This is a genomic window from Nocardioides sp. (assembly GCF_035547795.1).
GTDB lineage: Bacteria > Actinomycetota > Actinomycetes > Propionibacteriales > Nocardioidaceae > Nocardioides.
The window spans coordinates 1-22,923 of the sequence record NZ_DASZUF010000139.1; the positions used below are offsets into that span (position 1 = coordinate 1).

The window sequence follows — 22,923 nt, forward strand, 5'->3', positions numbered from 1 at the left end:
CCTTCAGCGCGTCCGCGCGGTCGGTCCGCTCCCAGGTGAACTCCGGCAGCTCACGGCCGAAGTGGCCGTAGGCGGCGGTCTTGGCGTAGATCGGCCGCAGCAGGTCCAGGTCGCGGATGATCGCGGCCGGACGCAGGTCGAAGACCTCGAGAACCGCCTTCTGGATGGTTTCCACCGGCACGGTCTCGGTGCCGAACGTCTCGATGAAGACACCCACCGGCTGCGCCTTGCCGATCGCATAGGCCACCTGCGCCTCGCAGCGCCGGGCCAGGCCGGCGGCGACGACGTTCTTGGCCACCCAGCGCATCGCGTACGCCGCCGAGCGGTCCACCTTCGACGGGTCCTTGCCCGAGAACGCGCCGCCGCCGTGGCGGGCCATGCCGCCGTAGGTGTCGACGATGATCTTGCGGCCGGTCAGCCCGGCGTCGCCCATCGGACCGCCGACCACGAAGCGGCCGGTCGGGTTGATGTGCAGCTTGTAGCCGTCGAACGGCACGCTGGCCTTGAACTGGTCGAGCACCGGCTCGATCACGTTCGCCTTGATGTCGGCGGCGAGCTGCTCCTGGGTCACGTCGGCGGCGTGCTGAGTGGAGAGCACCACCGTGTCGACGCGGACCGCGCGGTTCTCGTCGTCGTACTCGATGGTGACCTGGGTCTTGCCGTCGGGGCGCAGGTAGGGCAGCGTCCCGTTCTTGCGCACCTCGGTCAACCGCTCGGCCAGGGTCTGGGCCATCTTGATCGGCAGCGGGAACAGTTCGGGAGTGTCGTCGCAGGCATAGCCGAACATCAGGCCCTGGTCGCCCGCGCCCTGCCGGTCCAGCTCGTCGGCGGACCCCTCGACGCGCTCCTCCTCGGCAGTGTCGACGCCCTGGGCGATGTCCTGGGACTGCGCGCCGATGGCGACCTGGACGCCGCAGGAGTTGCCGTCGAAGCCCTTCTCGGAGCTGTCGTAGCCGATCTCGAGGACCTTCTCGCGCACCAGCTGGGCGACCGGTGCGTAGGCGTCGGTGGTCACCTCGCCGGCGACCACCACCAGGCCGGTGGTCAGCAGGGTCTCGACCGCGACCCGGCTCTTGGGGTCGTGCTCGAGCAGGTAGTCGAGGACGGTGTCGCTGATCTGGTCGGCGATCTTGTCCGGGTGACCCTCGGTCACCGACTCCGACGTGAAGAGACGTCCGGTCACGTGTGTGCGCTCCGTTCCTGGATCTGCTGAGACGGTCCCCAGCCTAACGGCGGGTCACAGCCGCGCCACGATGTGGTCACAGATGACCTGGGCCAGGGCAGCCTTCGTGCCCGCGGGAACCTCGGCGGCGGTGCCGTCCGAGCCGAGGATGACCGCCTCGTTGTCGGCACTGCCGAAGACGGCCCCGCCGCTGACGTCGTTGACCACCAGCAGGTCGCAGCCCTTACGGGCCAGCTTGGCGCGGGCCAGGTCCAGGACCGAGCCGGTGTCGTCGCCGGTCTCGGCGGCGAAGCCGACGACGACCTGCCCGGGCTTGCCGCGATGCTGACTGAGCTCGCGCAGGATGTCCGCGTTCTGGGTGAGCTCGATGCTCGGCGCCGACCCGTCGGCGGCCTTCTTGATCTTCGCCTCGCTGACCGAGGTCGGTCGGAAGTCGGCCGGGGCGGCGGCCATCACCACCGCGTCGGCGCCGACGGCGTACGTCGTCATGGCGTCGTGGAGCTGAGCGGTCGTCTCGACATGCGCGACCTTGACGCCCGCCGGGTCCGGCAGCGCCACGTTCGCCGCGACCACGGTGACCTCGGCGCCGCGAGCCGCGGCGGCGCGGGCGATGGCGTAGCCCTGGATGCCGCTGGAGCGGTTGCCGAGGAAACGGACCGGGTCGAGGTACTCCCGGGTGCCACCCGCGCTGACCACGACGTGCCGACCGGCCAGGTCGGTGGCGCCCCGCCGAGCCAGCACCGCCTGAGCGAACTCGAAGATCTCCGCCGGGTCGGGCAGCCGGCCCTTGCCGGTGTCCTTGCCGGTCAGCCGGCCCTCGGCCGGGTCGATCACCAGCGCGCCGCGGCGGCGCAGCGTGGCGACGTTCTCCTGGGTGGCCGCGTGCTCCCACATCTCGGTGTGCATCGCCGGGGCGAACACCACCGGACAGCGCGCGGTGAGGAGCACGTTGGTGAGCAGGTCGTCGGCCAGCCCGTGCGCGGCCCGCGCCAGCGTGTTGGCGGTGGCCGGCGCGACCACGACCAGGTCGGCGTTCTGCCCCAGCCGGACGTGCGGCACCTCGGTGATCTCCTCGAACACCTCCGTGGCCACGGCCTTGCCCGAGAGCGCCTCCCAGGTGGGCGCACCCACGAACTCCAGCGCGGCGGCGGTCGGCACCACCGTCACGTCGTGGCCCGACTCGGTGAAGCGACGCAGCAGCTCGGCGGCCTTGTACGCCGCGATCCCGCCGCTGACCCCCAGAACGACCGACGGCCGCTTCCCGGACGGGGAAGCGGCCCTCGTGTCGACGTCGCCGGTCAGCGTCAGCTCACTCGGCGGAGGCGAACGGGTCGTCGGCGACGGCGGCCCGGGCGGCCGCCTCCTCGGCGGCCAGCTCGGCGGGGTCGACGTCCACACCGGTGAGCAGGTCCTCGTTGATCTCGCGCAGCGCGATCGACAGCGGCTTCTCCTGGACGTGGGTGTCGACCAGCGGGCCGACGTACTCCAGCAGGCCCTCGCCGAGCTGGGAGTAGTAGGCGTTGATCTGGCGGGCGCGCTTGGCGCCGTAGAGGACCAGCTTGTACTTGCTGTCGGTCTTCGCCAGCAGGTCGTCGATCGACGGGTTGGTCACGCCCTGGGCGTCGATTTCGGGGGCAGCCACGTTAAGCCTCACTGGTCTCGGATCGGGTGTCGCTCGCGCCACCGCGGGCACCGAGCGTCATCAAGGCTACCAACTCCGCGGCGGCGGCACGAACTTCGCGGTTGACGATCGTGACGTCGAACTCCGCCTCGGCGGCCAGCTCGACCTTCGCCGTCGCCAGCCGCCGCTCCCGCTCGGCCTCGGTCTCGGTGCCGCGACCGATCAGGCGCCGCACCAGCTCCTCCCACGAGGGCGGCGCGAGGAAGACGAACAGCGCCTCCGGCATCGTCTTCCGGACCTGGCGCGCGCCCTGGAGATCGATCTCCAGCAGCGCCGGTCGGCCCGCGGCCAGCGCCTCCTCGACCGGTCGGCGCGGCGTACCGTAGCGGGCCACCTGGTGCACGGTGGCCCACTCCAGCAGCTCGTCCTCGGCGATCATCCGGTCGAACTCCTCGTCGGAGACGAACCAGTAGTGCACGCCGTTGAGCTCGCCGGGCCGCGGCTTGCGGGTGGTCGCGGAGACCGAGATCCAGACCTCCGGGTGGTCGGCGCGTACGGCGGCGGCGACGGTGCCCTTGCCGACGGCCGTCGGGCCGGCCAGGACCACCAGACGGCTGGGCCTGGGCGGCCTGGGCGGCCTGGGCGGCCTGGGCGGCTCAGTCACGCCCGGCGAACTCCGCGGCGAGCGCCGCCACCTGCTTGGCCCCCAAGCCCCGGACGCGGCGGCTCTCGGCGATGCCGAGCCGCTCCATCACCTGCCGGGCGCGGACCTTGCCCAGCCCGGGCATCGACTGGAGCAGGTCGACGACCTTCATCTTGCCGACGACCTCGTTGACCTGGCCCTCCTGGATCACCTCCAGGATGGAGGCTCCCGAGCTCTTCAGCCGGTTCTTCACCTCGGCCCGCTCCCGGCGAGAGGCGGCTGCCTTCTCCAGAGCGGCCTGGCGCTGTTCGGGGGTGAGGGGAGGCAGGGCCACGGAATCCTTCTTCACATGCGGCGGGAGCGGTCCGCGCCAATCTAGTCAGAAGGCTGCGGTGCGGCAACGGCGGTCCGGCTACAGCGACAGCGGGGTGTGGCAGACGTCGCGCGCCTGCTGCTGGACGGCGGCCAGCGCGGCGAGGGTCTTCTGGCTGCCGAGCGTGGTCGCGGCGGCCGCGATCGCCCGCTGCTGGGCCGCGCTCACACCGGCCGGCGGGTGCTTCGCGTCGTAGGTCTTCGGATCGACGTGCGCGGCGGTCAGCGCCTTGTCCAGGCCGGCCAGCGCGTCGACCACGGTGGTCCAGTCCGCCCGGACGTCGCTGGGCGCCTTGCCCTGCAGCCGACGGAAGATCGGCAGCGCGTCGAGCAGGGCGGCCTCTCCCCCGGCACCGATCACCTTGGACAGCTGTGTCTGTTGGCTCTTCACCTCGTCGCAGTACGACGCCTGCGGGCTGCCGCCGCACCCGGCGAGGCCGGCCAGGACGCTCACCGCCAGGCCCGCCGTCACCGCGCACCTGACCTTCCGCACGTCGGATCGGCGTGTCGCCGTGCGGAAGGTCAGGTGCGCGGGCATGTCAGCGCAGCTCGTCGTTGGTGGCCAGCGCCGCGTCGCGCAGTGCGGTGACGGAGGGCCCGCGGCGGAGCAGCCCGCGCGAGGACGACGGCAGCACCGGGAGATCGCCGAAGATCCGCCTGATGTCGGCCGCGGTACCGCCCTGCTCGCCGAAGCCCGGCGCCAGGATCGGGCCGTTGAAGGCGAGGTCACCGACCGCGTCTCCGATGGTGGCCCCCACGACGGCGCCGAAGGAGCCGAGCGGCGCCGCACCCTCGTTGAGCCCGGCCAGGTGGGTGAACATCCGCGCCGCCACCGTCTCACCGGTGTCAGTCGTCGCCCGCTGCACCTCCGGGCCCTCCCTGTTGGAGGTCAGCCCGAGCACGAACAGCCCCCCGTCGTGGCGGCGCGCCGTCTCGACGAACGGCGTCAGCGACCCGAAGCCCAGATAGGGGCTCACCGTGACGGCGTCCGAGGCCAGCGGTGAGGTCGGGTCGAGGTAGGCGTCGGCGTACGCCTGCGACGTGGAGCCGATGTCGCCGCGCTTCACGTCGAGCAGCACCAGCGCGCCGGCCTCTCGGGACGCGGCAACGACCCGCTCGAGTACGGCGATCCCGCGCGAGCCGAACCGCTCGTAGAACGCGCTCTGCGGCTTGATCACCGCGACGTGCGGGGCCAGCCCCTCGACGGCCGTCAGCGCGAACCGCTCCAGGCCGGCGACGTCGTCGCTCAGGCCCCACTCCAGGAGCAGCGAGGCGTGCGGGTCGATGCCGGCGCACAGCGGGCCGCGGTCGGCCATCGCCTGCGCCAGTCGGCGGCCGAAGGTCATCGGGCGACTCCCCTCGCGATCCGGCGGGGCCACAGCGGCCCCTCGTAGATGAAGGCGGTGTAGCCCTGCAGCAGGTCCGCGCCCGCCGCCAGCCGCTCGCGGGCGTCCTCGACGCTGCTGATCCCGCCGACGCCGATCAGGGTGAGCCGGTCGCCGACCCGGCCGCGCAGCAGCCGTAGCACGTCGAGGGCGCGGGCCCGCAACGGAGCGCCCGACAGGCCGCCGGCGCCGATCTCGGCGAGCTCGTGCGGGTGCGCCCGCAGCCCGTCGCGGGCGATGGTGGTGTTGGTGGCGACGATGCCGTCCAGGCCGATCGCCAGCGCCAGGTCGGCCACCGCGAGCACGTCCTCGTCGGCCAGGTCGGGCGCGATCTTGACCAGCAGCGGCACCCGGGACTCGGTCGCCTCGTCGGCGGTGCGGCGCACGTGCTCCAGCAGTGGCCGCAGCCGCTCCACGGACTGCAGGTCGCGCAGGCCCGGCGTGTTCGGCGAGCTGACGTTGACCACCAGGTAGTCGGCGTACGGCGCCAGCAGCCGGGTGGACTTGGCGTAGTCGGCCTCGACCGCGGCCTGGTCGTCCTCGGGGACGATCTTGGTCTTGCCGATGTTGATGCCGAGCACCGGCCCGGGTCTCGACGCGTCCGTCGCTCGTGCCTCACGACGGCCGGCTCGACCACCGAGACGCTGCGCCAGCCGCTGTGCGACCACCTCGGCACCGTCGTTGTTGAAGCCCATCCGATTGACGATGGCGCGGTCGTTGACCAGCCGGAACAGCCGCGGCTGCGGGTTGCCGGGCTGCGGCTCGCCGGTGACGGTGCCGATCTCGACGTGGCCGAAGCCGAGCCCGCCGAGCGCGTCGATGCCCACGCCGGACTTGTCGAAGCCGGCCGCGAGCCCGAGCGCGTTGGGGAAGGTCAGCCCCATCGCCTGGACCGGCGCTCCCGGGAAGGCGCGCCGGGCCAGCACCGGCCGGGCGGCACGGATCGCGCTGAACGCCTGGTGATGGGCCTGCTCCGGGTCGCTCTTGACCAGGAACTGGTCGAAGAGCAGCCGGTAGGGCCGCGCCCTCACCCGAGCGCCTTCGCCCAGTCCTGGAGCGACCGCACGCCGATCTCGCCCCGTTCGAGCGCCTCGATGCCCTGCACCGCCGCGCCGAGTCCCTGCACCGTGGTGATGCACGGGATGTTCGCGACCACGGCGGCGGCCCGGATCTCGTAGCCGTCCATCCGCGCGGACTTGCCGGCGGCCGAGCCGTTGGGGGTGTTGATCACCAGGTCGAACTCGCCGTCGAGGATCGCCTCGACCGCGGTGCGCTCGCCCTCCGCCCCGGCGCCCTCGAAGTGCTTGCGGATGACGGTGCACTCCACGCCATTGCGGCGCAGTACCTCGGCGGTGCCCTGCGTGGCGACGATCTCGAAGCCGTGATCGGCCAGCACCTTCACCGGGAAGATCATGGTGCGCTTGTCCCGATTGGCCATCGAGACGAACACCTTGCCGGCGGTCGGCAGCGGCCCGAACGCCCCGGCCTGCGCCTTCGCGAAGGCCCGGCCGAAGTCGGTGTCGAGCCCCATCACCTCGCCGGTGGACTTCATCTCCGGGCCGAGCACGGTGTCGACCTGGACGCCCTCGGGGGTGCGGAACCGGTTGAACGGCAGCACCGCCTCCTTGACCGCGATCGGCTGGTGCGCCGGTAGGCTGCCGCCGTCGCCTTCGGCGGGGAGTACGCCGGCGGCCCGCAGCGCGGCGATCGACTCGCCCAGCATCAGCCGGGCGGCCGCCTTGGCCAGCGGGGTGGCGGTCGCCTTGGAGACGAACGGCACCGTGCGGCTCGCCCGCGGGTTGGCCTCTAGCACGTAGAGCACGTCGGAGCCGAGGGCGAACTGGATGTTGATCAGGCCCCGCACGCCCACGCCCCGGGCGATGCCGAGAGTGGCCTCGCGGATCCGCTGGATCTCGGCCGCACCGAGCGTGATCGGCGGCAGCGCGCACGAGGAGTCACCGGAGTGCACGCCGGCCTCCTCGATGTGCTCCATCACGCCGCCCAAGAACAGGTCGGTGCCGTCGTAGAGCGCGTCCACGTCGATCTCGACCGCGTCGTCGACGAACTTGTCCACCAGCACCGGCCGGTCCGGCGAGACCTCGGTCGCGGCGGCGATGTAGGCCCGCAGCGCCTCGTCGTCGTACACGATCTGCATGCCGCGGCCACCCAGGACATAGGAGGGCCGGACCAGCACCGGGTAGCCGATCTCGGCGGCGATCTTGCGGGCCTCCTCGAAGGTGGTGGCCATGCCGTGCTTGGGCGCGACCAGGCCGGCCTCGGCCAGCACCCGCCCGAACGCGCCGCGCTCCTCGGCGAGGTTGATCGCCTCGGGCGTGGTGCCCAGGATCGGCACGCCGTTGTCCTTCAGCGCCTGCGCCAGGCCCAGCGGGGTCTGACCGCCGAGAGTGGCGATGACGCCCACCAGCGGACCGGCCTGCTGCTCGGCGTGGACCACCTCGAGCACGTCCTCCAGGGTGAGCGGCTCGAAGTAGAGCCGGTCGGAGGTGTCGTAGTCGGTGGAGACCGTCTCGGGGTTGCAGTTGACCATGATGGTCTCGTAGCCGCCCCATTCGTTCGGCGCCGTGGCGAGCGCCTGCGAGGCGTGCACGCAGGAGTAGTCGAACTCGATGCCCTGGCCGATCCGGTTGGGGCCGCTGCCGAGGATGATCACCGCCGGCTTGGTGCGCGCCGCGACCTCGGTCTCCTCGTCGTAGGAGGAGTAGTGGTACGGCGTCTTCGCCGCGAACTCGGCCGCACAGGTGTCGACCGTCTTGTAGACCGGCCGGATGCCGAGCGCGTGCCGCACGCCGCGCACCACGTCCGCGCTCATCCCCCGGATCTCGCCGATCTGGGCGTCGGAGAAGCCGTGCCGCTTGGCGTGCCGCAGCAGCGCGGGGGTCAGCTCGTCGGCCTCGGCGATCTCGGCGGCGACCTCGTTGATCAAGAACAACTGGTCGACGAACCACGGGTCGATCCTGGTGGCCTCGAAGACCTCCTCGGGGGTGGCGCCGGCGCGGATCGCATCCATGACCTCCTTGAGCCGGCCGTCGTGCGGGACCTTGATCTGCTCCAGGAGGTCCGCCTTGAGCGACTCGGTGGTCGAGCCGCGAGCGCCAGCGAGCGTGTCGAGACCGCCGGCCCAGGAGAAGACGGCCTCCTTCTTCTCCAGCGAGCGCAGCGCCTTCTGCAGCGCCTCGGTGAAGTTGCGGCCGATCGCCATCGCCTCGCCGACCGACTTCATGTGCGTGGTCAGCACCGGGTCGGCGCCGGGGAACTTCTCGAACGCGAACCGCGGCACCTTGACCACGACGTAGTCCAGGGTCGGCTCGAACGACGCCGGGGTCTCCTGGGTGATGTCGTTTCGGATCTCGTCCAGCGTGTAGCCGATGGCGACCTTGGCGGCGATCTTCGCGATCGGGAAGCCAGTCGCCTTCGACGCCAGCGCGGAGGAGCGCGAGACGCGCGGGTTCATCTCGATGACGATGATGCGGCCGTCGGCGGGATTGACGGCGTACTGGATGTTGCAACCGCCGGTGTCGACGCCGACCGCGCGGATGATGCCGATGGCCAGGTCGCGCAGCTTCTGGTACTCGCGGTCGGTCAGCGTCATCGCCGGGGCGACGGTGATCGAGTCGCCGGTGTGCACGCCCATCGGGTCGAGGTTCTCGATCGAGCAGACGATGACGGTGTTGTCGGCCTGGTCGCGCATCACCTCCAGTTCGTACTCCTTCCACCCGAGGATCGACTCCTCCAGGAGCACCTCGGTGGTCGGGCTGGCGGCGAGGCCGGCGCCGCCGAGCCGGCGCAGCTCCGCTTCGTTGTAGGCGAAGCCGGAGCCGGAGCCGCCCATCGTGAACGAGGGCCGGATGACCAGCGGGTAGCCGAGCTCCTCGGCGCCCTTGAGCAGGTCGTCCACCGAGTGGCAGATGACGCTGCGGGCGCTCTCGCCGCCGAGCTCGGCGACGATCTTCTTGAACTCCTCGCGGTTCTCTCCGCGCTGGATCGCCTCGATGGTGGCGCCGATCAGCTCGACGTCGTACTTCTCCAAGACGCCGGCCGCGTCGAGCGCGACCGCGCAGTTGAGCGCGGTCTGGCCGCCGAGGGTGGCCAACAGGGCGTCGGGACGCTCCTTGGCGATCACCTTCTCGACGAACTCCGGCGTGATCGGCTCGACGTAGGTGGCGTCGGCGAACTCCGGGTCGGTCATGATCGTTGCCGGGTTGGAGTTGACCAGGATCACGCGCAGGCCCTCGGCCTTGAGCACCCGGCACGCCTGGGTGCCGGAGTAGTCGAACTCGCAGGCCTGGCCGATCACGATCGGACCCGAGCCGATCACCAGGACGGACGTGATGTCATCGCGCTTCGGCATGTCAGAGCTCCCCACCCAGCAGGTCCACGAATCGGTCGAAGAGGTACGCCGCATCGTGCGGCCCGGCCGCGGCCTCCGGGTGGTACTGCACGCTGAACGCCCGGAGCCTGCCGTCCCTGCGCAGCTCCAGGCCCTCGACGCAGTCGTCGTTGAGGTTGACGTGGGAGACCCGCGCCTCGCCGTACGGCGTGGTCGTCGGGCCGTCCAGCGGCGCGTCGACGGCGAAGCCATGGTTGTGGGCGGTGACCTCCACCTTGCCGGTGGTGCGGTCCATCACCGGCTGGTTGATGCCGCGGTGGCCGTACTTCAGCTTGTAGGTGCCGAAGCCCAGCGCGCGGCCGAAGAGCTGGTTGCCGAAGCAGATGCCGAAGTAGGGCAGCTCGCGCTCCAGCGCCTGCTGGAGCACCTGGATCTGCTGGGTGGTGGCGGCCGGGTCGCCGGGGCCGTTGGAGTAGAAGAGGCCGTCCGGCTGCACCGCGAGGACGTCCTCGAGCGTGCTGGTGGCGGGCAGCACATGCACCTCGATGCCGCGCTCGGCCATCCGGTGCGGCGTCATGTCCTTGATGCCCAGGTCGAGGGCGGCGACGGTGAAGCGCTTCTCGCCGTGCGCGGGAACCACGTACGGCTCGGGCGTGGTGACCTCGGAGGAGAGCTCGGCGCCGGCCATCTCGGCGCTGGCCCGCACCTTGGCCAGCAGCCGCTCGGGGTCGGTCTCGACCGTGGAGATGCCGACCCGCATCGCGCCGGCCTCGCGCAGGTGGCGGGTCAGCGCCCGGGTGTCGACGCCGCTGATGCCGACGACGCCCTGCGCCGCGAGCTCCTCGTCGAGCGAGCGCCGGCTGCGCCAGCTGCTCGGGACGCGGGCGGGGTCGCGGACGACGTACCCGGCGACCCAGATCCGCTTCGACTCCGGGTCCTCGTCGTTGACACCGGTGTTGCCGATGTGCGGCGCGGTCTGGACGACCACCTGACGGTGGTAGGACGGGTCGGTCAGGGTCTCCTGGTAGCCGGTCATACCGGTGGCGAAGACCGCCTCGCCGAAGGTCTCGCCTTCGGCGCCGTAGGACTCGCCGCGGAACGCGCGGCCGTCCTCGAGAACGAGCAATGCAGGGGTGGCGGCACGACTGTGCACCCGGGCCTCCTTCTCCGCCTCACGGGACGGTGGTTAAAGGACGATCGGTTTCCCGCGACCCTATCAGCCACACTCTTGTCGGTCGGCATCGCTAGCGTGAGGTCCATGACGACGTACGTGGCGCTGATCCGCGGGATCGGCCCGGGCGATCCGCGCAAGTCCAACGAGTCCCTGCGTGGGGTGCTGGAGTCCCTGGGGTATGACGCGGTCCGCTCGGTGATCTCCAGCGGCAACGTGGTGTTCGAGTCCGACCCTGATGATCCCGATGCGATCGGTGACCGGATCGAGGCGGCCTGGCCCGAGCTGCGCGGCTTCACCGCCACCACGATCGTGCGCTCCCGCGAGCAGCTCGAGTCGTTGATTTCGCACCTTCCATTCGGGGATCTGCCCCACGGCCGGGAGTCCTACCAGCTGGTGACGTTCTTCAAGCACCCCGTGGCGACCCACGCGGACCCGCCCGCGGATATGGCGCTCAAGGTCCTGGGCCTGGTCGACGGCGCGCTGTGCACGGTCTCGGACACCACCGTCACCGGCACCCCCGATGCGATGGGTTGGATCCAGCGGACCTACACCAAGGAGCTCACCTCGCGCACCCCGCTGACGCTGGAGCGGATCCTGAAGAAGATGGGCTGATCCTCAGCCGACCCGCTCGGCGACCAGCTGCCAGGCGAACCCGATCCGGTTGAACGGCTCGCGGTCGCACAGGGCGAGCTCGAGGTCGAGAAGCCCGGTGAAGTACGCCGGGTCGTGCTTGGCGGCGTTGTCGACCAGCAGGTCGTTGGCGATCCGGTTGCCGTAGAGGCCGAGCTGGCGCAGACCGGCGGTCGCCATCTCGTCCGCGGTGCTGTTCCACGTCACCTTGCGAGCGTCGGTCTGGAAGGTCTCCACCGTCGCGCGCTCGGCCGCGAGCTCGCCGAGCGCACCCGCCGGCCCGTCGTTGAGTAGCGCGCGGAGCACCCGGCCGTCGGGGTTCACGTCCATGACCGAGAGCCGACCGCCCGGACGGACCCGCTCGGCCAGCGCCGCCACGTCCCCGGCGTCGGCCGAGCGGTAGCGCAACACGAAGTGGCACAACACCAGGTCCCACTCCCCCGCCGGCAGATCGTCGAGACCGGCCTCGACGGTGGTGATCGTCGCCCCGGCCTCGTCGGCGCGTCGCCGGGCTTCGGCCAGCCACGCGGAGGTCGGGTCGACGATGGTGACGTCGTGGCCGGCCCGCGCGAGTGGGAGCGAGTCCATCCCGTCGCCGCCGCCGACGTCGAGGACCCGGAGCCGGCCGCCCAACTCGGACGTGTGCCGGCGCAGGATCGCGCCGACGACCGCATACCTGATCCGGGCCCACGGAGACTCGGTGTACTCCCGCCAGATCGCCAGCTTGTCGGAGAACAGGTCACTCACCCGGCCACCCTGCCAGACCCTGGACTGCTCGCCGCTGCCTACCTCGACGAACCGTCACGCGGGTCGCCCGGCGAGGAAGGCCACGGTGCGGTCACACCGCGAGCCGCCGAAGTGGCGGTCCAGGACCTCGGCGAACACGGGCTCGTCGGACACGCCGGCGAACAGCGTCATCGAGGAGCGCAGCTTGGCGGCGTCGACCGGGCCGAGGAGCTGTTCCGGCGTACTGGCGAAGTCCAGCACCGCCCGCGCGCACGCCAGCAGCCGGGGCCCGAGCACCGGGTGGGCGAGGTAGCCGCGCGCCTCCTCGGCTGAGCCGATCGCGTAGAACCGCGACGTGGCGGACGACCCCAGTCCGGCCACCTGGGGGAACACGAACCACATCCAGTGGCTGGTCTTGCGGCCGGCTCGAAGCTCGGCGAGCGCCCGCTCGTAGACGCCGCCGGACTGCGCCTGCACGAAGCGCTCCAGACGGTCGTCGTCCGCGCTCATGCCGCCAGGCTACGCGCCGTGGTGGTCCTCGCCGGCTGGCCGGTGGGTCGCCGGTGGGGCACCGCCCAGGAGTTGGCGGTGGTGGCCGTCCTGGTGACGGCCATGCTCCTCGTCGAGCGCCGGGTCAGCGGGCGAATGCCTCCCGGCCTCGCAGGTAGGTCGCCCGCACCTGCCCGGTGAGCTTGCGGTCGTGCCAGGGGTTGTTGCGCGACAGCGACAGCGAGGCATCCCGATCGACCACCCAGGTCGCGGCCGGGTCGACCAGCGTGAACGTCGCCGGGCAGCCCACCTCGATCGCGTGGCCGTGCTCGGCCAGCCCCGCGATCCGGGCCGGGTTGGCGCTCATCACCCGCGCCACGCCGTCCCAGCCGAGCCGGTCGCCCAGCACGGTCCAGACCACGCCGAGCGCGGTCTCCAGCCCGAGCATCCCGAACGCCGCGTCCACGAACGCGTGCTCCTTGTCATGCCGCGCGTGCGGCGCGTGGTCGGTGGCGACCGCGTCGATGGTCCCGTCGACGAGCGCGTCGCGCAGCGCCTCGACGTCCTCGGCGGGCCGCAGCGGCGGGTTCACCTTGTACGTCGGGTCGTAGCCGGCGAGCAGGTCGGTGGTCAGCAGCAGGTGGTGCGGGGTCACCTCGGCGGTGACGTCGATCCTCTGCGCCTTCGCCCAGCGGATCACCTCGACCGAGCCGGCGGTCGACACGTGTGCCACATGCACCCGCGAGCCGGTGTGCCGCGCGAGCATCACGTCGCGGGCGACGATGACCTCTTCGGCCACGCCCGGCCAACCCGGCAGGCCCAGCTCGCCCGACAGCGGGCCCTCATGGCAGCACGCGCTCGGGCCCGCGAGCGCGGGATCCTGGCTGTGCTGGCTGATCACGCCGCCGAAGGCCTTCACGTACTCCAGCGCACGCCGCATCACCCGTGCGTCCCCCACGCAGCGACCGTCGTCGGAGAAGACCCGCACTCGCGCCCGCGAGCGCGCCATCAGGCCCAGCTCGGCCAGCTCCTCGCCGGCCAGCCCCTTGGTGACGGCGCCGACCGGCTGCACGTCAACCAGCCCCGCCTGGCGGCCCAGGTCGAAGACTCGCTCCGCCGCCTCGGCTGTGTCGGTGACCGGAGTGGTGTTGGCCATCGCGAGTACCGCGGTGAACCCGCCCGCGGCCGCCGCCTGGGACCCGCTGAGCACCGTCTCGGCGTCCTCGCGGCCCGGCTCGCGCAGGTGCGTGTGCAGGTCGACCAGGCCGGGCAGCAACACCAGGCCGGCGGCGTCGACCGTCGAGTCGGCCGGAGTCGAGACCGTGCCGATCTCACGGACCACGCCGTCCTCGACGTACACGTCGGCGGTGTTGCGCCCCAGGATCGAGACGCCCTTGATGAGCAGTCGGTGGTCGAGCTCGTCGGGACTCACGCGGCTGCCTCCTCTCCGGCCAGCAGGTGGTAGAGCACGGCCATCCGCACCGCGACGCCGGCCGAGACCTGGTCGAGGATGACCGACTGGTCGACGGCGTCGGCCGCCTCGGGTGAGATCTCCAGGCCGCGATTCATCGGTCCCGGGTGCAGGATCGGCGTGCCGGGACGCAGAGCGGCCAGCCGGGCGCGGGTGAGCCCGTAGCCGACGGTGTACTCCCGCGGGGAGGGGAAGAAGCCGCCGCTCATCCGCTCCTTCTGCACCCGCAGCATCATCACCGCGTCGACATCGGGCAGCACCGCGTCCAGGTCGTACGACGTCCCGAAGCCCGCCTCCTTGGACCAGTGCGCCACGCCGCTGGGCATCAGCGTCGGCGGAGCGACCACCGTCACCCGGCCGCCGAGCTTGGTCAGCGACTTCACGTTGGAGCGGAAGACCCGCGAATGGGTGAGGTCGCCGACGATGGCGATGTGCTTGCCCTCCAGGGTGCCGAGCCGACGGGTGAGCGTGTAGGCGTCGAGCAATGCCTGGGTGGGGTGCTCGTGCATGCCGTCGCCGGCGTTGATCACCGGGATGTCCACCCAGCCGGCGACCTGCTCGGGCGCACCGGAGGCGGAGTGCCGGATGACCAGGCCGTCGATGCCCATCGCCGTCACCGTCAGTACGGTGTCGCGCAGGCTCTCGCCCTTGGACGTCGAGGAGCCCTTGGCGGAGAGGTTGATGACGTCGGCGGAGAGCCACTTGCCGGCGATCTCGAAGCTGGACCGGGTCCGGGTGGAGTCCTCGAAGAACAGGTTGATCACGGTGCGCCCGCGCAGCGCCGGCAGCTTCTTGACTTCCCGCCGCTGCACGTCGTGCATCTCCGCGGCGGTCTCGAACAGCTGCCGGATCTCCGCCACGCTCACGTCGTCGATGCTGAGGAGGTGCCGGGTCATGCCTCCACGATCCTTACCTCGTCCTCGCCGTCGGTCTCCACCAGCCGCAGCCGGACGCGCTCGGTGCGGGCGGTGGGCAGGTTCTTACCGACGTGGTCGGCCCGGATCGGCAGCTCGCGATGCCCGCGGTCGACCAGGACGGCCAGGCGTACGACGGCCGGACGGCCCAGGTCGGAGAGCGCGTCGAGCGCGGCCCGGATGGTGCGGCCCGAATAGAGCACGTCGTCGACCAGGACCACTGTCTTGCCGTCGACGCCGCCGGGCACGTCGGTCTTGTGGGGGGCTCGGGTGGGGTGGTTGCGCAGGTCGTCGCGGTACATCGTCACGTCCAGGCTGCCGGTGGCCACCGCCGTGCCCTCGACCTCGGCGATCTTGGCGGCGATCCGCCTCGCCAGCGGTACGCCCCGGGTCTGCAGGCCGAGCAGCAGCAAGTCCTCGGCGCCCTTGTTGCGCTCGAGGATCTCATGCGAGATGCGGGTCAGCGCGCGGGCGATGTCGCCGGCGTCGAGAACCACGCGGCCGTCGCCGGCCGGGTCGCCGGGCCCCAGACCGGGCCGGGCGTCGGGCCGGGCGTCGGGCTCGTCAGGGTTCGCCGTCACGGCGAGGACCTCCTTCTCCGCCTCACCGGACGGCTCGTTAAAGGATGTCGGTACGGCGGCAGCCTAGCCCTCCCCGCCGTGACGGGAGAAAAAGGGCACCGAGGAGCCTCAGGCGAGGTCGAGCAACACCTTTCCGATCGCGCCGGCCTCGACCGCGTCGTGGGCGGCAGCGGTGTCCTCGAGCGCGAAGTGCGTCAGAGGCACGCCATACTCCTCCCCCACGCCGAACGCCCCCGCGGCCACCGCCGCGGTCACGTCCTCGGCGGCCCGAGCCAGCAGGTCGTCGCCGACGGTGTAGAGCAGCACGAACTGGTAGCGGATGTTCTTGGAGAACGTCGCCCGGACCGGCATGACGAGCTCGTCGCCGCCGTTGTTGGCATAGATCGCGATCGTGCCGCGGTTGCGGATCACCTCGCGATCGAGGTCGTTGTTCTGCGCCGGGGCGACGTCGACGACTAGGTCGACGCCCTGCGGCGCGAGGTCCTGGACGGCCGTGACGGCGTCACCGACCCGGTAGTTGACCGTCTGGTGGGCGCCGGCCTCGATCGCCAGCGCCGCCTTCTCCTCGCTGCTCACCGTCGCGATCACCGTCGCCCCGGCCCACCGGGCGAGCTGGATCGCGGCGTTGCCCACCGCGCCCGCCCCGCCGTGCACCAGCACCGTCTGCCCGGCCATGGTGCCGGGAGCGATCCGATCGGTGAGCTCGCCGCTGGTCAGCGCCCGGTGTGCCGTCAGCGCCGGGACGCCGAGCGCGGCGCCCACGTCGAAGGATGCGTTGTCGGGCAGCGGCACCGCCTTGCGCAGCGGTACGACGGCGTACTCCGCGGCGGTGCCGTGCGGCTGCTCATGCTGGACCAGGTAGAGCCAGACCCGGTCGCCCACGGCGATCCCCGCCACCCCCTCCCCGAGCGCGTCGACGGTGCCGGCGCCGTCCTGGCCCGGCGTGATCGCGTCCGGGCCGAGCGGGCCGTAGGTGCCGCCCGCCCGCTGCTTCCAGTCGGTCGGGTTCACCCCGGCGCGCGCGAGCCGGACGCGCACCTCCCCCGGGCCCGGCTCGGGCAGCTCGCGCTCGACGAGCCGCAGGACGGAGGAGGGGCCGGTCTCGGAGTAGACGATCGCGCGCATGCTCCGACGTTACCCAGCCGTGGCCGTCACAGTGCGGCCGCCATCGCCGCACACGCCCGATGCCAGGAGCGCCGGGTGGCCTTGGAGAGCCGGTGGTAGTTCACCACCGACCCGGAGACCAGCGCCGGGTCGTAGGGCACCCGGAACACCGCGCGAGTGCGCTGCTGGTAGACCTCGACCAGGTCCTTGGCGAGTGCCTGGTCGACCTGCGGCGAGGGGTCGGAGAGCACCGTGATGCTCTGGTACTTCAGGTTCTGGTAGCCGGCGTCCTGAAGCGCGTCGAGCATCCACAGACCGGAGTAGCCGGTGTCCTCGCGCACGGTGCTGGTCACCACCAGCAGGTCGGCGGCCTCGACCGCTGCCAGCCAGTTCTCGGCGCGCAGGTTGTTGCCGGTGTCGAGGATCAGCAGCTTGTAGTAGCGCTCCAGCAGCTGGTGGACCGCCTTGAAGTCATCGGCGTGGATCTGGCCGGTGACATCGGGCCGCTCGTCGGAGGCCAGCACGTCGAAGTGCGCATCGCCCTGGGAGCGCACGAACGCGCCCAGGTCCCCGATCCGGCTCTGGTAGATGTCGGAGAACCGGCCGATGTCGGTGAGCAGCTCGCGGGTGGTGTTGCGATGGCTCGACCGCGCGCCGCGGATCCCGAGCGTGCCGCGGGTCTCGTTGTCGTCCCAGGCGATCACGCCGCCGCCACGCACGGTGCCGAACGTGTAGCCGGCCATCAGCACACCGGTGGTCTTGGCGGCACCGCCCTTGGGGTTGATGAAGGCGATCGTGCGGGGTCCGTCGAAGTCGCGCTGGATGCTGGCCCGGTCGTGGACGTAAGCCCGCTCGGCCCGGCCCATCGCGGGCGACACCAGGCCGCCGGTGATCCGGCGAAGGAAGCCCTGCCAGCCCCACGTGGCCGGCCCCTGCTCGGCGGTCTCGGCACGCCGCTCGAGGAAGTCGGTCGCGGTCATGAACCGCCGCACCTCGGCGGCCGGCGGGTCCGGCTCGGGAGGCACAGGCGGCACGGGCGGGGCGACATGCGCGGCCGGCGGCGGGCCGACGGGGCCCGGTGGCGGCGCACCGACCGCCTGACCCGCGGCGTACGCCCCCAGGTCGGCGGGGGTGAAGGGCCGCACCGCGGTGTGCCCCTCCTGGAACGGACCCGAGAACGGGTCGGGAGTGCCCTGGCTCATGGCGCTTCTCTCCTCCGAGCAGGTCAGCAGCGTCTGGGACAAACTATGTCCGAACCGACCGCACCACAAACGGCCCTCCACAGGGACCGCGCAGGGAAGCAGCGACAGGAGCACGGATGAGCACCGACGCCGACCAGGCCTGGGTGGCGGCGTTCGTCGCGCTCGAGGCCACGCCGGACCACGTCGCCGCATGGGTCGACCGGATCGCCTCGGCCGTCCTCGGCGAGACCAGCGAGCTGGCCCGCGACGCCGAGCTCGCGGCGATGGTCACCACCACCGTGCGCGACCAGTGGCAGGCGTTCCTCGCGACCCTGGCCGAGGACCGCCCGGAGCCGGTGGTGGTGCCGAGCGCGGCCGAGGTGGCCGCCGAGCTCGCCCGCCGGCACGTCGACCTGCCGGTGCTGCTGGCGGCGTACCGGGCCGCCCAGCGGGAGGCCTGGGCCTACGCCATCGAGGTGGCCCGGCTGGCACCGCCAGGGGTGGATGCGACCGCCCTGCTGGTCGACTTCTGGACCCGGGCCGGGCGCTGGCTCGACCGGGTCACCGAGGCGTCGATCCTGGTGCACCAGGAGGAGCGGCGCCGGATCCGGCACAGCGGTACGGCGCAGCGCTTCGAGGTGGTGCGCGCCCTGCTGGCCGGCGAGGACCCGGACGCCCGCGACCTGGCCACGGCGCTCGGCGGCTACCCGCTGGCCGGCCCGCACACCGCGGTCCTCCTGCGCGCCACCACACCGGACGCGACGGTGCGGCTCGAGCCGCTCGCGCACACCCTCGCCGGCCACGTCGGCGGCCTGCGCCCGCTGCTGGTCGAGCCGGGTGGCCGGGAGCTGTGGATGTGGCTGTCCACGGCCGCGACCGACGCGGTCCAGGTGCCGGAGGACCGCGGAGTCCACGTCGCGATCGGCGGTCCGGCCCGCGGCCCGGACGGGTTCGTGACGGCCCACCAGGAGGCGCTGGCCGCCCAGCAGGTGGCGGCGGCCCAGCCGGCCCCACCGGCGCTGACCCGGTACGACGACGTGGCCGCGCTGGCCCTACTGGCCCGCGACCCGGCGACCGCCGCCCGCTTCGTCGCTCGCACGCTGGGCGCGCTGGCCGACGACGTACCGGGTCGGGATCGACTGCGCGAGACGGTGCGGGTCTTCCTGGCCTCCGCCGGAGTGGAGGAGGCCGCCCGCACGCTCGGCGTGCACAAGAACACCGTGCGCTACCGGCTGGGCCAGGCCGAGGACCTGCTCGGGCGTCCGCTCAGCGAGCGCCGCGGCGACCTCGACCTGGCCCTGCGGTACGACGCGGCGTTCGGCCGACGCCAGACCGGCAACTAGACCGGCAGCTCGGTGAGCGGGATGAAGTCGACCTTCTCCCGCACCCCGCAGTCGGGACAGCACCAGTCGTCGGGGATGTCGCGCCAGGCGGTGCCGGCAGCGAAGCCCTCCAGCTCGTTGCCGGCGTCGACCTCGTAGGTGTAGCCGCAGCCGGGGCAGCGTGCCGCCCGGACGCCATCGTCGAAGGTGTGCCGGGTGACGTCCTCGCGGGCCTCGGCCGCCAGCACCGCGGCCGGCACCGGCCAGCGCGCCAGCAGCCGGTCGAGCTTGCCAGGCTGCACGTTGGCCCGGCGCAGGTCGCCGTCGAAGTGCGCGACCACGCGCGGGTCCATCACTCGGCGCCACAGCGGCGGGACCAGCGCCAGCACGATCATCCCGGCGTACCCGGTCGGCAGCACCGGGCTCTCGGCGTAGTCGCGCAGCGTCTGGTAGCGCCGCGTGGGGTTGGCGTGGTGGTCGCTGTGCCGTTGCAGGTGATAGAGCAGCACGTTGGTGGCGATGTTGTTGGAGTTCCACGAGTGGCTCGGATCGACCCGCTCGTAGCGCTGCCGCTCGCCGACGCCGACCTTCTGCCGCAGCATCCCGTAGTGCTCCATGTAGTTGACGATCTCCAACAGGCTGAAGCCGACCACGGCCTGCAGCAGGAGGTACGGCGCGATGCCCACCCCCAGCCAGGCGATCATCGCGGCCCAGAGTACGGCCGACATCAGCCAGGCGTTGAGCACGTCGTTGCCGATCCGGAACGGGTGCTGTCCGCGGCGGGCGTAGCGGCGCCGTTCCAGGTTCCATGCCGAACGCAGCGACCCCGAGACGGTGCGCGGCCAGAACCGGTAGAAGCTCTCCCCCACCCGACTGGACGCGGGGTCCTCCGGGGTGGCAACGCGGACGTGATGGCCGCGGTTGTGCTCGATGTAGAAGTGGCCGTAGAAGCTCTGCGCCAGCGCGATCTTCGACAGCCAGCGCTCGTTGGCCTCGCGCTTGTGCCCGAGCTCGTGGGCGGTGTTGATGCCGATGCCGCCGATGCAGCCGATGCTGATCGCCAGGCCGACCCGGTCCACCACCGGCCAGTCCCGGGTCGCGATGAGCCACATCGCCACCACGAAGCCGGCGTACTGGATGGGGAGGAAGGCGAAGGTGATCCAGCGGTAGTACCTGTCCTTCTCCAGCGCCTCGATCACGTCGTCGGGAGGGTTGGAGCCGTCCAGGCCGGCGAGCAGGTCGATCGCCGGCACGATCACCAGGATCACGATCGGGCCCAGCCACAGCCACACGCCCCATCCGGTCAGCGCATACCCGCCGAGCGCCAGGAACGCCAGGCTCGGCACGACGAGGCCGATCAGCCACAGATACCGCTTCTTGTCGCGCCACCGTTCGGTCGTGCCCTCGGGAACGGTGCCGCTCGCATCCAGTGCCGTCATGAGACGAGCGTCACACGCCGTCCGGCCCGGCGTCACTGGTCACCGCCCCAAATGCGACGGGTGCCTTTGTGCCACAGCACAAAGGCACCCGCTGGCTCACTTCAGGCCGAGGTCGACGTACGCGTCGCCCTTGCCGAACAGGTCACTGACCTTGAGCTTCGCGCCAGCCAGCTTCGACGGCGGCACGTCGAAGACCAGGACGCCGGTCTTCGGCAGCTGGGGCTGCATGTCCGCCAGGATCAGCGAGTTGTCCGCGAAGATCGAGCCGTCGTCGTCGGTCGAGTACTGCGTGCCGTCGGTGGCCACGAGCTTCGCCGCGGACTCGCTGAAGGTCTTCGTCTCGTTCTTCATGTTCTCGATCGTCAGCGTGACGACGACGAACTTTCCGTCGGCCTTCGCACCGAAGTCGCCGCCGACCTGCGAGGTGGTGTCGACCTTCTTGACCGTGTAGCGGGTGCCGGCCAGCTCGACCGTCTCGCCGACCTTGATCGGGTTCTTCTCGGTGCCGGCGGTGTCGCTGCCGCCCGTCGATGAGCCGCTCTTGGAGCCGCTGGTCGAGGCGCTGCCGGCGGTGTCGACCTTCTTCGGTCCGTCCGAGCCGCCGTTGTTGGTCGCGACCACGATGATCACGATGACGACGACCGCCGCCAGCAGCCACCAGCGCTTCTTGCGGTACCACGGACGGGATGCCTTCGCGTAGGCCTTGGCCGCCTTCGCCGCCGCCTTCGGGTTGACACCAGGGTCGAAGCCCGGGGTGGGGTCACTCATCTGTCCGTTCCTTGCTGTTCGTGGCGTCCCTCGGTCGGGACACAACCTGGACCGAACCTTAGAGCACATATTCGTGTTGTATCTGCACTTTCGTGTTCTGGCAGCGACCAAGTGATGCGGTCAGGCTGGTGCCCTCATGGCCGCCACCACCACCGATCTGCTGGAACGGATCGGATCGAACCTCCGCGCCGAGCGAGTACGGCGCCATCTCACCCAGGAGGCCGTCGCGCGACGCAGCGGCATGGGCGTGACCCAGGTGGCGCGGATGGAGCGAGGCGAGACCGACAGCGGGATCTCGAAGTACCTGCGCGTGGCCGCCGCGATCGGGATCGAGCCGACCGAGTTGCTGCACGGCATCCGCCTCGACCTCGAGTGGCACGACTGAACGACGGGAGCGTCCGGGCAACAGCCCGGGCGCTCCCGTGTCGATGGTCCGGCCGCAGCCTCAGACCAGGCTGGCCTTGTCCCGCTGGATGGCCCCGAGGACGCCGTTCACGAACTGCGGCGACTCGTCGGTGGACAACTCGCGGACGAGCTCGACCGCCTCGCTGAGGGCGACATGGTCGGGCACGTCCTCGGCGTACAGGAGTTCCCAGGCGCCCAGCCGCAGCACGTTGCGGTCCACGGCCGGCATCCGGCCCAGCGTCCAGCCCTGCGCGTAGCGCGCCAGGATGCCGTCGATGGTGTCCTGCTCGGCCACGACGCCGCGGACGAGGGTGACGGTGTACTCGTTCGTCGGACCCTCGCCGTCGGCGATCTGCTGCTCGAGCAGGTCGACGGGCGACGTTCCCCGCGCCTCGGCGGCGAAGAGCAGGTCGAGGGCCCGCTTGCGAGCCTTGGAGCGAGCCGCCACTAGGACTTCACGCGGCTCAGGTAGGAGCCGCCGTCGCGGGTGTCGACCTTGATCTTCTCGCCCTGCTCGATGAACAGCGGCACCTGGATCTCGGCGCCGGTCTCCAGGGTGGCCGGCTTGGTGCGGCCGGTGGCGGAGTCGCCGACCACGCCGGGCTCGGTGTAGGTCACCACGAGTTCCGCGGAGGCGGGGATCTCGATGAAGAGCACGCGACCGTCGTTCGTGGCCACGATGGCCTCGGTGTTCTCCAGCATGAAGTTCGCCGCGTCACCGACGATCTCGGGGGCGACCTCGATCTGGTCGTAGGTCTGCACGTCCATGAAGACGAAGTTGCTGCCGTCGTTGTACAGGTACTGCATCGTGCGGCGGTCGACCGTCGCGGTCTCGACCTTGGTGCCGGCGTTGAAGGTCTTGTCGACGTTCTTGCCCGACTCGACGTTGCGCAGCTTGGTCCGGACGAAGGCGGGGCCCTTACCCGGCTTCACGTGCTGAAACTCCGTGACCTGCCAGAGCTGGCCGTCGATGTTGAGAACCATGCCGTTCTTGAGGTCGTTCGTGGTTGCCATGTGGTTGCTACGCCAGCCTTCTGATCTGTGCAGGTTGTCAAGAGCTCGTACGGCGCACAGGCGCCAGCGACCGAGTCTATCGGCGCGGGCTGCGGGACCGGAAACCGAGATGTCGCATTCGGCGCTGCTGACGACATGTAGCCAGCGAGCCAC

The 22,923-nt window shown here is 71.4% G+C and carries 24 protein-coding genes; 3 read left to right on the plus strand and 21 right to left on the minus strand.

The genetic code is table 11. The features are described 5' to 3' along the window. From metK to carA, 10 genes are all read right to left on the minus strand, one after another. Positions 1-1,183: methionine adenosyltransferase (gene metK / locus VHA72_RS09315; RefSeq protein WP_325574505.1), on the minus strand; the 1,183-nt coding region annotated here is incomplete at its 3' end. A 54-nt stretch (positions 1,184-1,237) separates the two neighbouring features. Further along, on the minus strand, positions 1,238-2,485 hold the full coding sequence (gene coaBC, locus VHA72_RS09320) for a bifunctional phosphopantothenoylcysteine decarboxylase/phosphopantothenate--cysteine ligase CoaBC (protein ID WP_325574573.1): 1,248 nt from the start codon (positions 2,483-2,485) through the stop codon (positions 1,238-1,240). 7 nt (positions 2,486-2,492) lie between these two features. Then, positions 2,493-2,825, minus strand: a complete 333-nt coding sequence (rpoZ, locus tag VHA72_RS09325; RefSeq protein ID WP_325574507.1) for a DNA-directed RNA polymerase subunit omega — start codon at positions 2,823-2,825, stop codon at positions 2,493-2,495. 1 nt (position 2,826) lies between these two features. Beyond that, complete coding sequence (gene gmk, locus VHA72_RS09330; RefSeq protein ID WP_325574575.1) at positions 2,827-3,414, minus strand: guanylate kinase; 588 nt, start codon at positions 3,412-3,414, stop codon at positions 2,827-2,829. Between the two features lie 46 nt (positions 3,415-3,460). Next, complete coding sequence (mihF, locus tag VHA72_RS09335; RefSeq protein ID WP_325574509.1) at positions 3,461-3,781, minus strand: integration host factor, actinobacterial type; 321 nt, start codon at positions 3,779-3,781, stop codon at positions 3,461-3,463. A 78-nt stretch (positions 3,782-3,859) separates the two neighbouring features. After that, the gene (locus tag VHA72_RS09340) at positions 3,860-4,357 is read right to left on the minus strand and encodes a hypothetical protein (RefSeq protein ID WP_325574511.1); all 498 of its coding nucleotides are present in this window, start codon (positions 4,355-4,357) and stop codon (positions 3,860-3,862) included. Position 4,358: 1 nt separating this feature from the next. Then, the gene (gene pyrF, locus VHA72_RS09345; RefSeq protein ID WP_325574513.1) at positions 4,359-5,165 is read right to left on the minus strand and encodes an orotidine-5'-phosphate decarboxylase; all 807 of its coding nucleotides are present in this window, start codon (positions 5,163-5,165) and stop codon (positions 4,359-4,361) included. Beyond that, positions 5,162-6,235 carry a quinone-dependent dihydroorotate dehydrogenase gene (locus VHA72_RS09350; RefSeq protein WP_325574515.1) on the minus strand — a complete coding sequence of 358 codons (1,074 nt, stop codon included), beginning with the start codon at positions 6,233-6,235 and terminating at the stop codon, positions 5,162-5,164. The genes pyrF and VHA72_RS09350 overlap by 4 nt, the downstream gene beginning before the upstream one ends. Next, a complete protein-coding gene (gene carB, locus VHA72_RS09355; RefSeq protein ID WP_325574517.1) occupies positions 6,232-9,573 on the minus strand; it encodes a carbamoyl-phosphate synthase large subunit in 3,342 nt (1,113 codons plus the stop codon). Before carB ends, VHA72_RS09350 begins: the two co-directional genes overlap by 4 nt. Before the next feature lies 1 nt (position 9,574). After that, positions 9,575-10,705 (minus strand): glutamine-hydrolyzing carbamoyl-phosphate synthase small subunit, encoded by a 1,131-nt coding sequence (gene carA / locus VHA72_RS09360; RefSeq protein WP_325574520.1) that lies wholly within the window; start codon positions 10,703-10,705, stop codon positions 9,575-9,577. Between the two features lie 105 nt (positions 10,706-10,810). Here carA and VHA72_RS09365 point away from each other — a divergent pair, with 105 nt between their 5' ends. After that, positions 10,811-11,338 carry a DUF1697 domain-containing protein gene (locus VHA72_RS09365; protein WP_325574522.1) on the plus strand — a complete coding sequence of 176 codons (528 nt, stop codon included), beginning with the start codon at positions 10,811-10,813 and terminating at the stop codon, positions 11,336-11,338. A gap of 3 nt (positions 11,339-11,341) precedes the next feature. Here the strand turns inward: VHA72_RS09365 and VHA72_RS09370 are convergent, their stop codons facing one another. The 7 genes from VHA72_RS09370 to VHA72_RS09400 all read right to left on the minus strand — a co-directional run bounded on the left by VHA72_RS09370 (position 11,342) and on the right by VHA72_RS09400 (position 17,843). Continuing rightward, positions 11,342-12,103 carry a class I SAM-dependent methyltransferase gene (locus VHA72_RS09370; protein ID WP_325574523.1) on the minus strand — a complete coding sequence of 254 codons (762 nt, stop codon included), beginning with the start codon at positions 12,101-12,103 and terminating at the stop codon, positions 11,342-11,344. A 54-nt stretch (positions 12,104-12,157) separates the two neighbouring features. Continuing rightward, positions 12,158-12,592 carry a DUF1810 domain-containing protein gene (locus VHA72_RS09375; protein WP_325574525.1) on the minus strand — a complete coding sequence of 145 codons (435 nt, stop codon included), beginning with the start codon at positions 12,590-12,592 and terminating at the stop codon, positions 12,158-12,160. 124 nt (positions 12,593-12,716) lie between these two features. Beyond that, complete coding sequence (locus VHA72_RS09380; RefSeq protein WP_325574527.1) at positions 12,717-14,003, minus strand: dihydroorotase; 1,287 nt, start codon at positions 14,001-14,003, stop codon at positions 12,717-12,719. Continuing rightward, positions 14,000-14,938, minus strand: a complete 939-nt coding sequence (locus VHA72_RS09385) for an aspartate carbamoyltransferase catalytic subunit (protein WP_325574529.1) — start codon at positions 14,936-14,938, stop codon at positions 14,000-14,002. Before VHA72_RS09385 ends, VHA72_RS09380 begins: the two co-directional genes overlap by 4 nt. Then, positions 14,935-15,486, minus strand: a complete 552-nt coding sequence (pyrR, locus tag VHA72_RS09390) for a bifunctional pyr operon transcriptional regulator/uracil phosphoribosyltransferase PyrR (RefSeq protein ID WP_325574577.1) — start codon at positions 15,484-15,486, stop codon at positions 14,935-14,937. Before pyrR ends, VHA72_RS09385 begins: the two co-directional genes overlap by 4 nt. Before the next feature lie 159 nt (positions 15,487-15,645). Next, positions 15,646-16,662, minus strand: coding sequence for an NADPH:quinone reductase (locus VHA72_RS09395; RefSeq protein WP_325574530.1), 1,017 nt, complete (start codon positions 16,660-16,662; stop codon positions 15,646-15,648). Between the two features lie 26 nt (positions 16,663-16,688). Next, entirely contained in the window at positions 16,689-17,843 is a 1,155-nt protein-coding gene (locus tag VHA72_RS09400; protein ID WP_325574532.1) for a MinD/ParA family ATP-binding protein, read from the minus strand. A 116-nt stretch (positions 17,844-17,959) separates the two neighbouring features. Between VHA72_RS09400 and VHA72_RS09405 the strand changes: the two genes are divergently transcribed. Next, positions 17,960-19,165 carry a PucR family transcriptional regulator gene (locus VHA72_RS09405; protein WP_325574534.1) on the plus strand — a complete coding sequence of 402 codons (1,206 nt, stop codon included), beginning with the start codon at positions 17,960-17,962 and terminating at the stop codon, positions 19,163-19,165. Here VHA72_RS09405 and VHA72_RS09410 read toward each other — a convergent pair. Together VHA72_RS09410 and VHA72_RS09415 are read right to left on the minus strand one after the other, a co-directional pair. After that, positions 19,162-20,583, minus strand: coding sequence for a fatty acid desaturase (locus VHA72_RS09410; RefSeq protein WP_325574536.1), 1,422 nt, complete (start codon positions 20,581-20,583; stop codon positions 19,162-19,164). The genes VHA72_RS09405 and VHA72_RS09410 overlap by 4 nt on opposite strands. Before the next feature lie 96 nt (positions 20,584-20,679). After that, the gene (locus VHA72_RS09415; protein WP_325574538.1) at positions 20,680-21,351 is read right to left on the minus strand and encodes a DUF4352 domain-containing protein; all 672 of its coding nucleotides are present in this window, start codon (positions 21,349-21,351) and stop codon (positions 20,680-20,682) included. 136 nt (positions 21,352-21,487) lie between these two features. Between VHA72_RS09415 and relB the strand changes: the two genes are divergently transcribed. Continuing rightward, positions 21,488-21,736 (plus strand): type II toxin-antitoxin system RelB family anti-toxin, encoded by a 249-nt coding sequence (gene relB, locus VHA72_RS09420; RefSeq protein WP_325574541.1) that lies wholly within the window; start codon positions 21,488-21,490, stop codon positions 21,734-21,736. Between the two features lie 60 nt (positions 21,737-21,796). Here the strand turns inward: relB and nusB are convergent, their stop codons facing one another. Both nusB and efp read right to left on the minus strand, forming a co-directional pair. After that, complete coding sequence (gene nusB / locus VHA72_RS09425) at positions 21,797-22,204, minus strand: transcription antitermination factor NusB (RefSeq protein WP_325574543.1); 408 nt, start codon at positions 22,202-22,204, stop codon at positions 21,797-21,799. Continuing rightward, complete coding sequence (gene efp / locus VHA72_RS09430; RefSeq protein WP_325574545.1) at positions 22,204-22,770, minus strand: elongation factor P; 567 nt, start codon at positions 22,768-22,770, stop codon at positions 22,204-22,206. Before efp ends, nusB begins: the two co-directional genes overlap by 1 nt. Positions 22,771-22,923: the final 153 nt, after the last annotated feature.

Bases quoted from the DNA above. Each gene is read 5' to 3' on its own strand.
- VHA72_RS09340 (WP_325574511.1), bottom strand. From the start codon at position 4,357: ATGCCCGCGCACCTGACCTTCCGCACGGCGACACGCCGATCCGACGTG.
- pyrF (WP_325574513.1), bottom strand. From the start codon at position 5,165: ATGACCTTCGGCCGCCGACTGGCGCAGGCGATGGCCGACCGCGGCCCG.
- carB (WP_325574517.1), bottom strand. From the start codon at position 9,573: ATGCCGAAGCGCGATGACATCACGTCCGTCCTGGTGATCGGCTCGGGT.
- VHA72_RS09365 (WP_325574522.1), top strand. From the start codon at position 10,811: ATGACGACGTACGTGGCGCTGATCCGCGGGATCGGCCCGGGCGATCCG.
- VHA72_RS09375 (WP_325574525.1), bottom strand. From the start codon at position 12,592: ATGAGCGCGGACGACGACCGTCTGGAGCGCTTCGTGCAGGCGCAGTCC.
- VHA72_RS09385 (WP_325574529.1), bottom strand. From the start codon at position 14,938: ATGACCCGGCACCTCCTCAGCATCGACGACGTGAGCGTGGCGGAGATC.
- VHA72_RS09395 (WP_325574530.1), bottom strand. From the start codon at position 16,662: ATGCGCGCGATCGTCTACTCCGAGACCGGCCCCTCCTCCGTCCTGCGG.
- VHA72_RS09400 (WP_325574532.1), bottom strand. From the start codon at position 17,843: ATGAGCCAGGGCACTCCCGACCCGTTCTCGGGTCCGTTCCAGGAGGGG.
- VHA72_RS09405 (WP_325574534.1), top strand. From the start codon at position 17,960: ATGAGCACCGACGCCGACCAGGCCTGGGTGGCGGCGTTCGTCGCGCTC.
- VHA72_RS09410 (WP_325574536.1), bottom strand. From the start codon at position 20,583: ATGACGGCACTGGATGCGAGCGGCACCGTTCCCGAGGGCACGACCGAA.
- VHA72_RS09415 (WP_325574538.1), bottom strand. From the start codon at position 21,351: ATGAGTGACCCCACCCCGGGCTTCGACCCTGGTGTCAACCCGAAGGCG.
- relB (WP_325574541.1), top strand. From the start codon at position 21,488: ATGGCCGCCACCACCACCGATCTGCTGGAACGGATCGGATCGAACCTC.
- efp (WP_325574545.1), bottom strand. From the start codon at position 22,770: ATGGCAACCACGAACGACCTCAAGAACGGCATGGTTCTCAACATCGAC.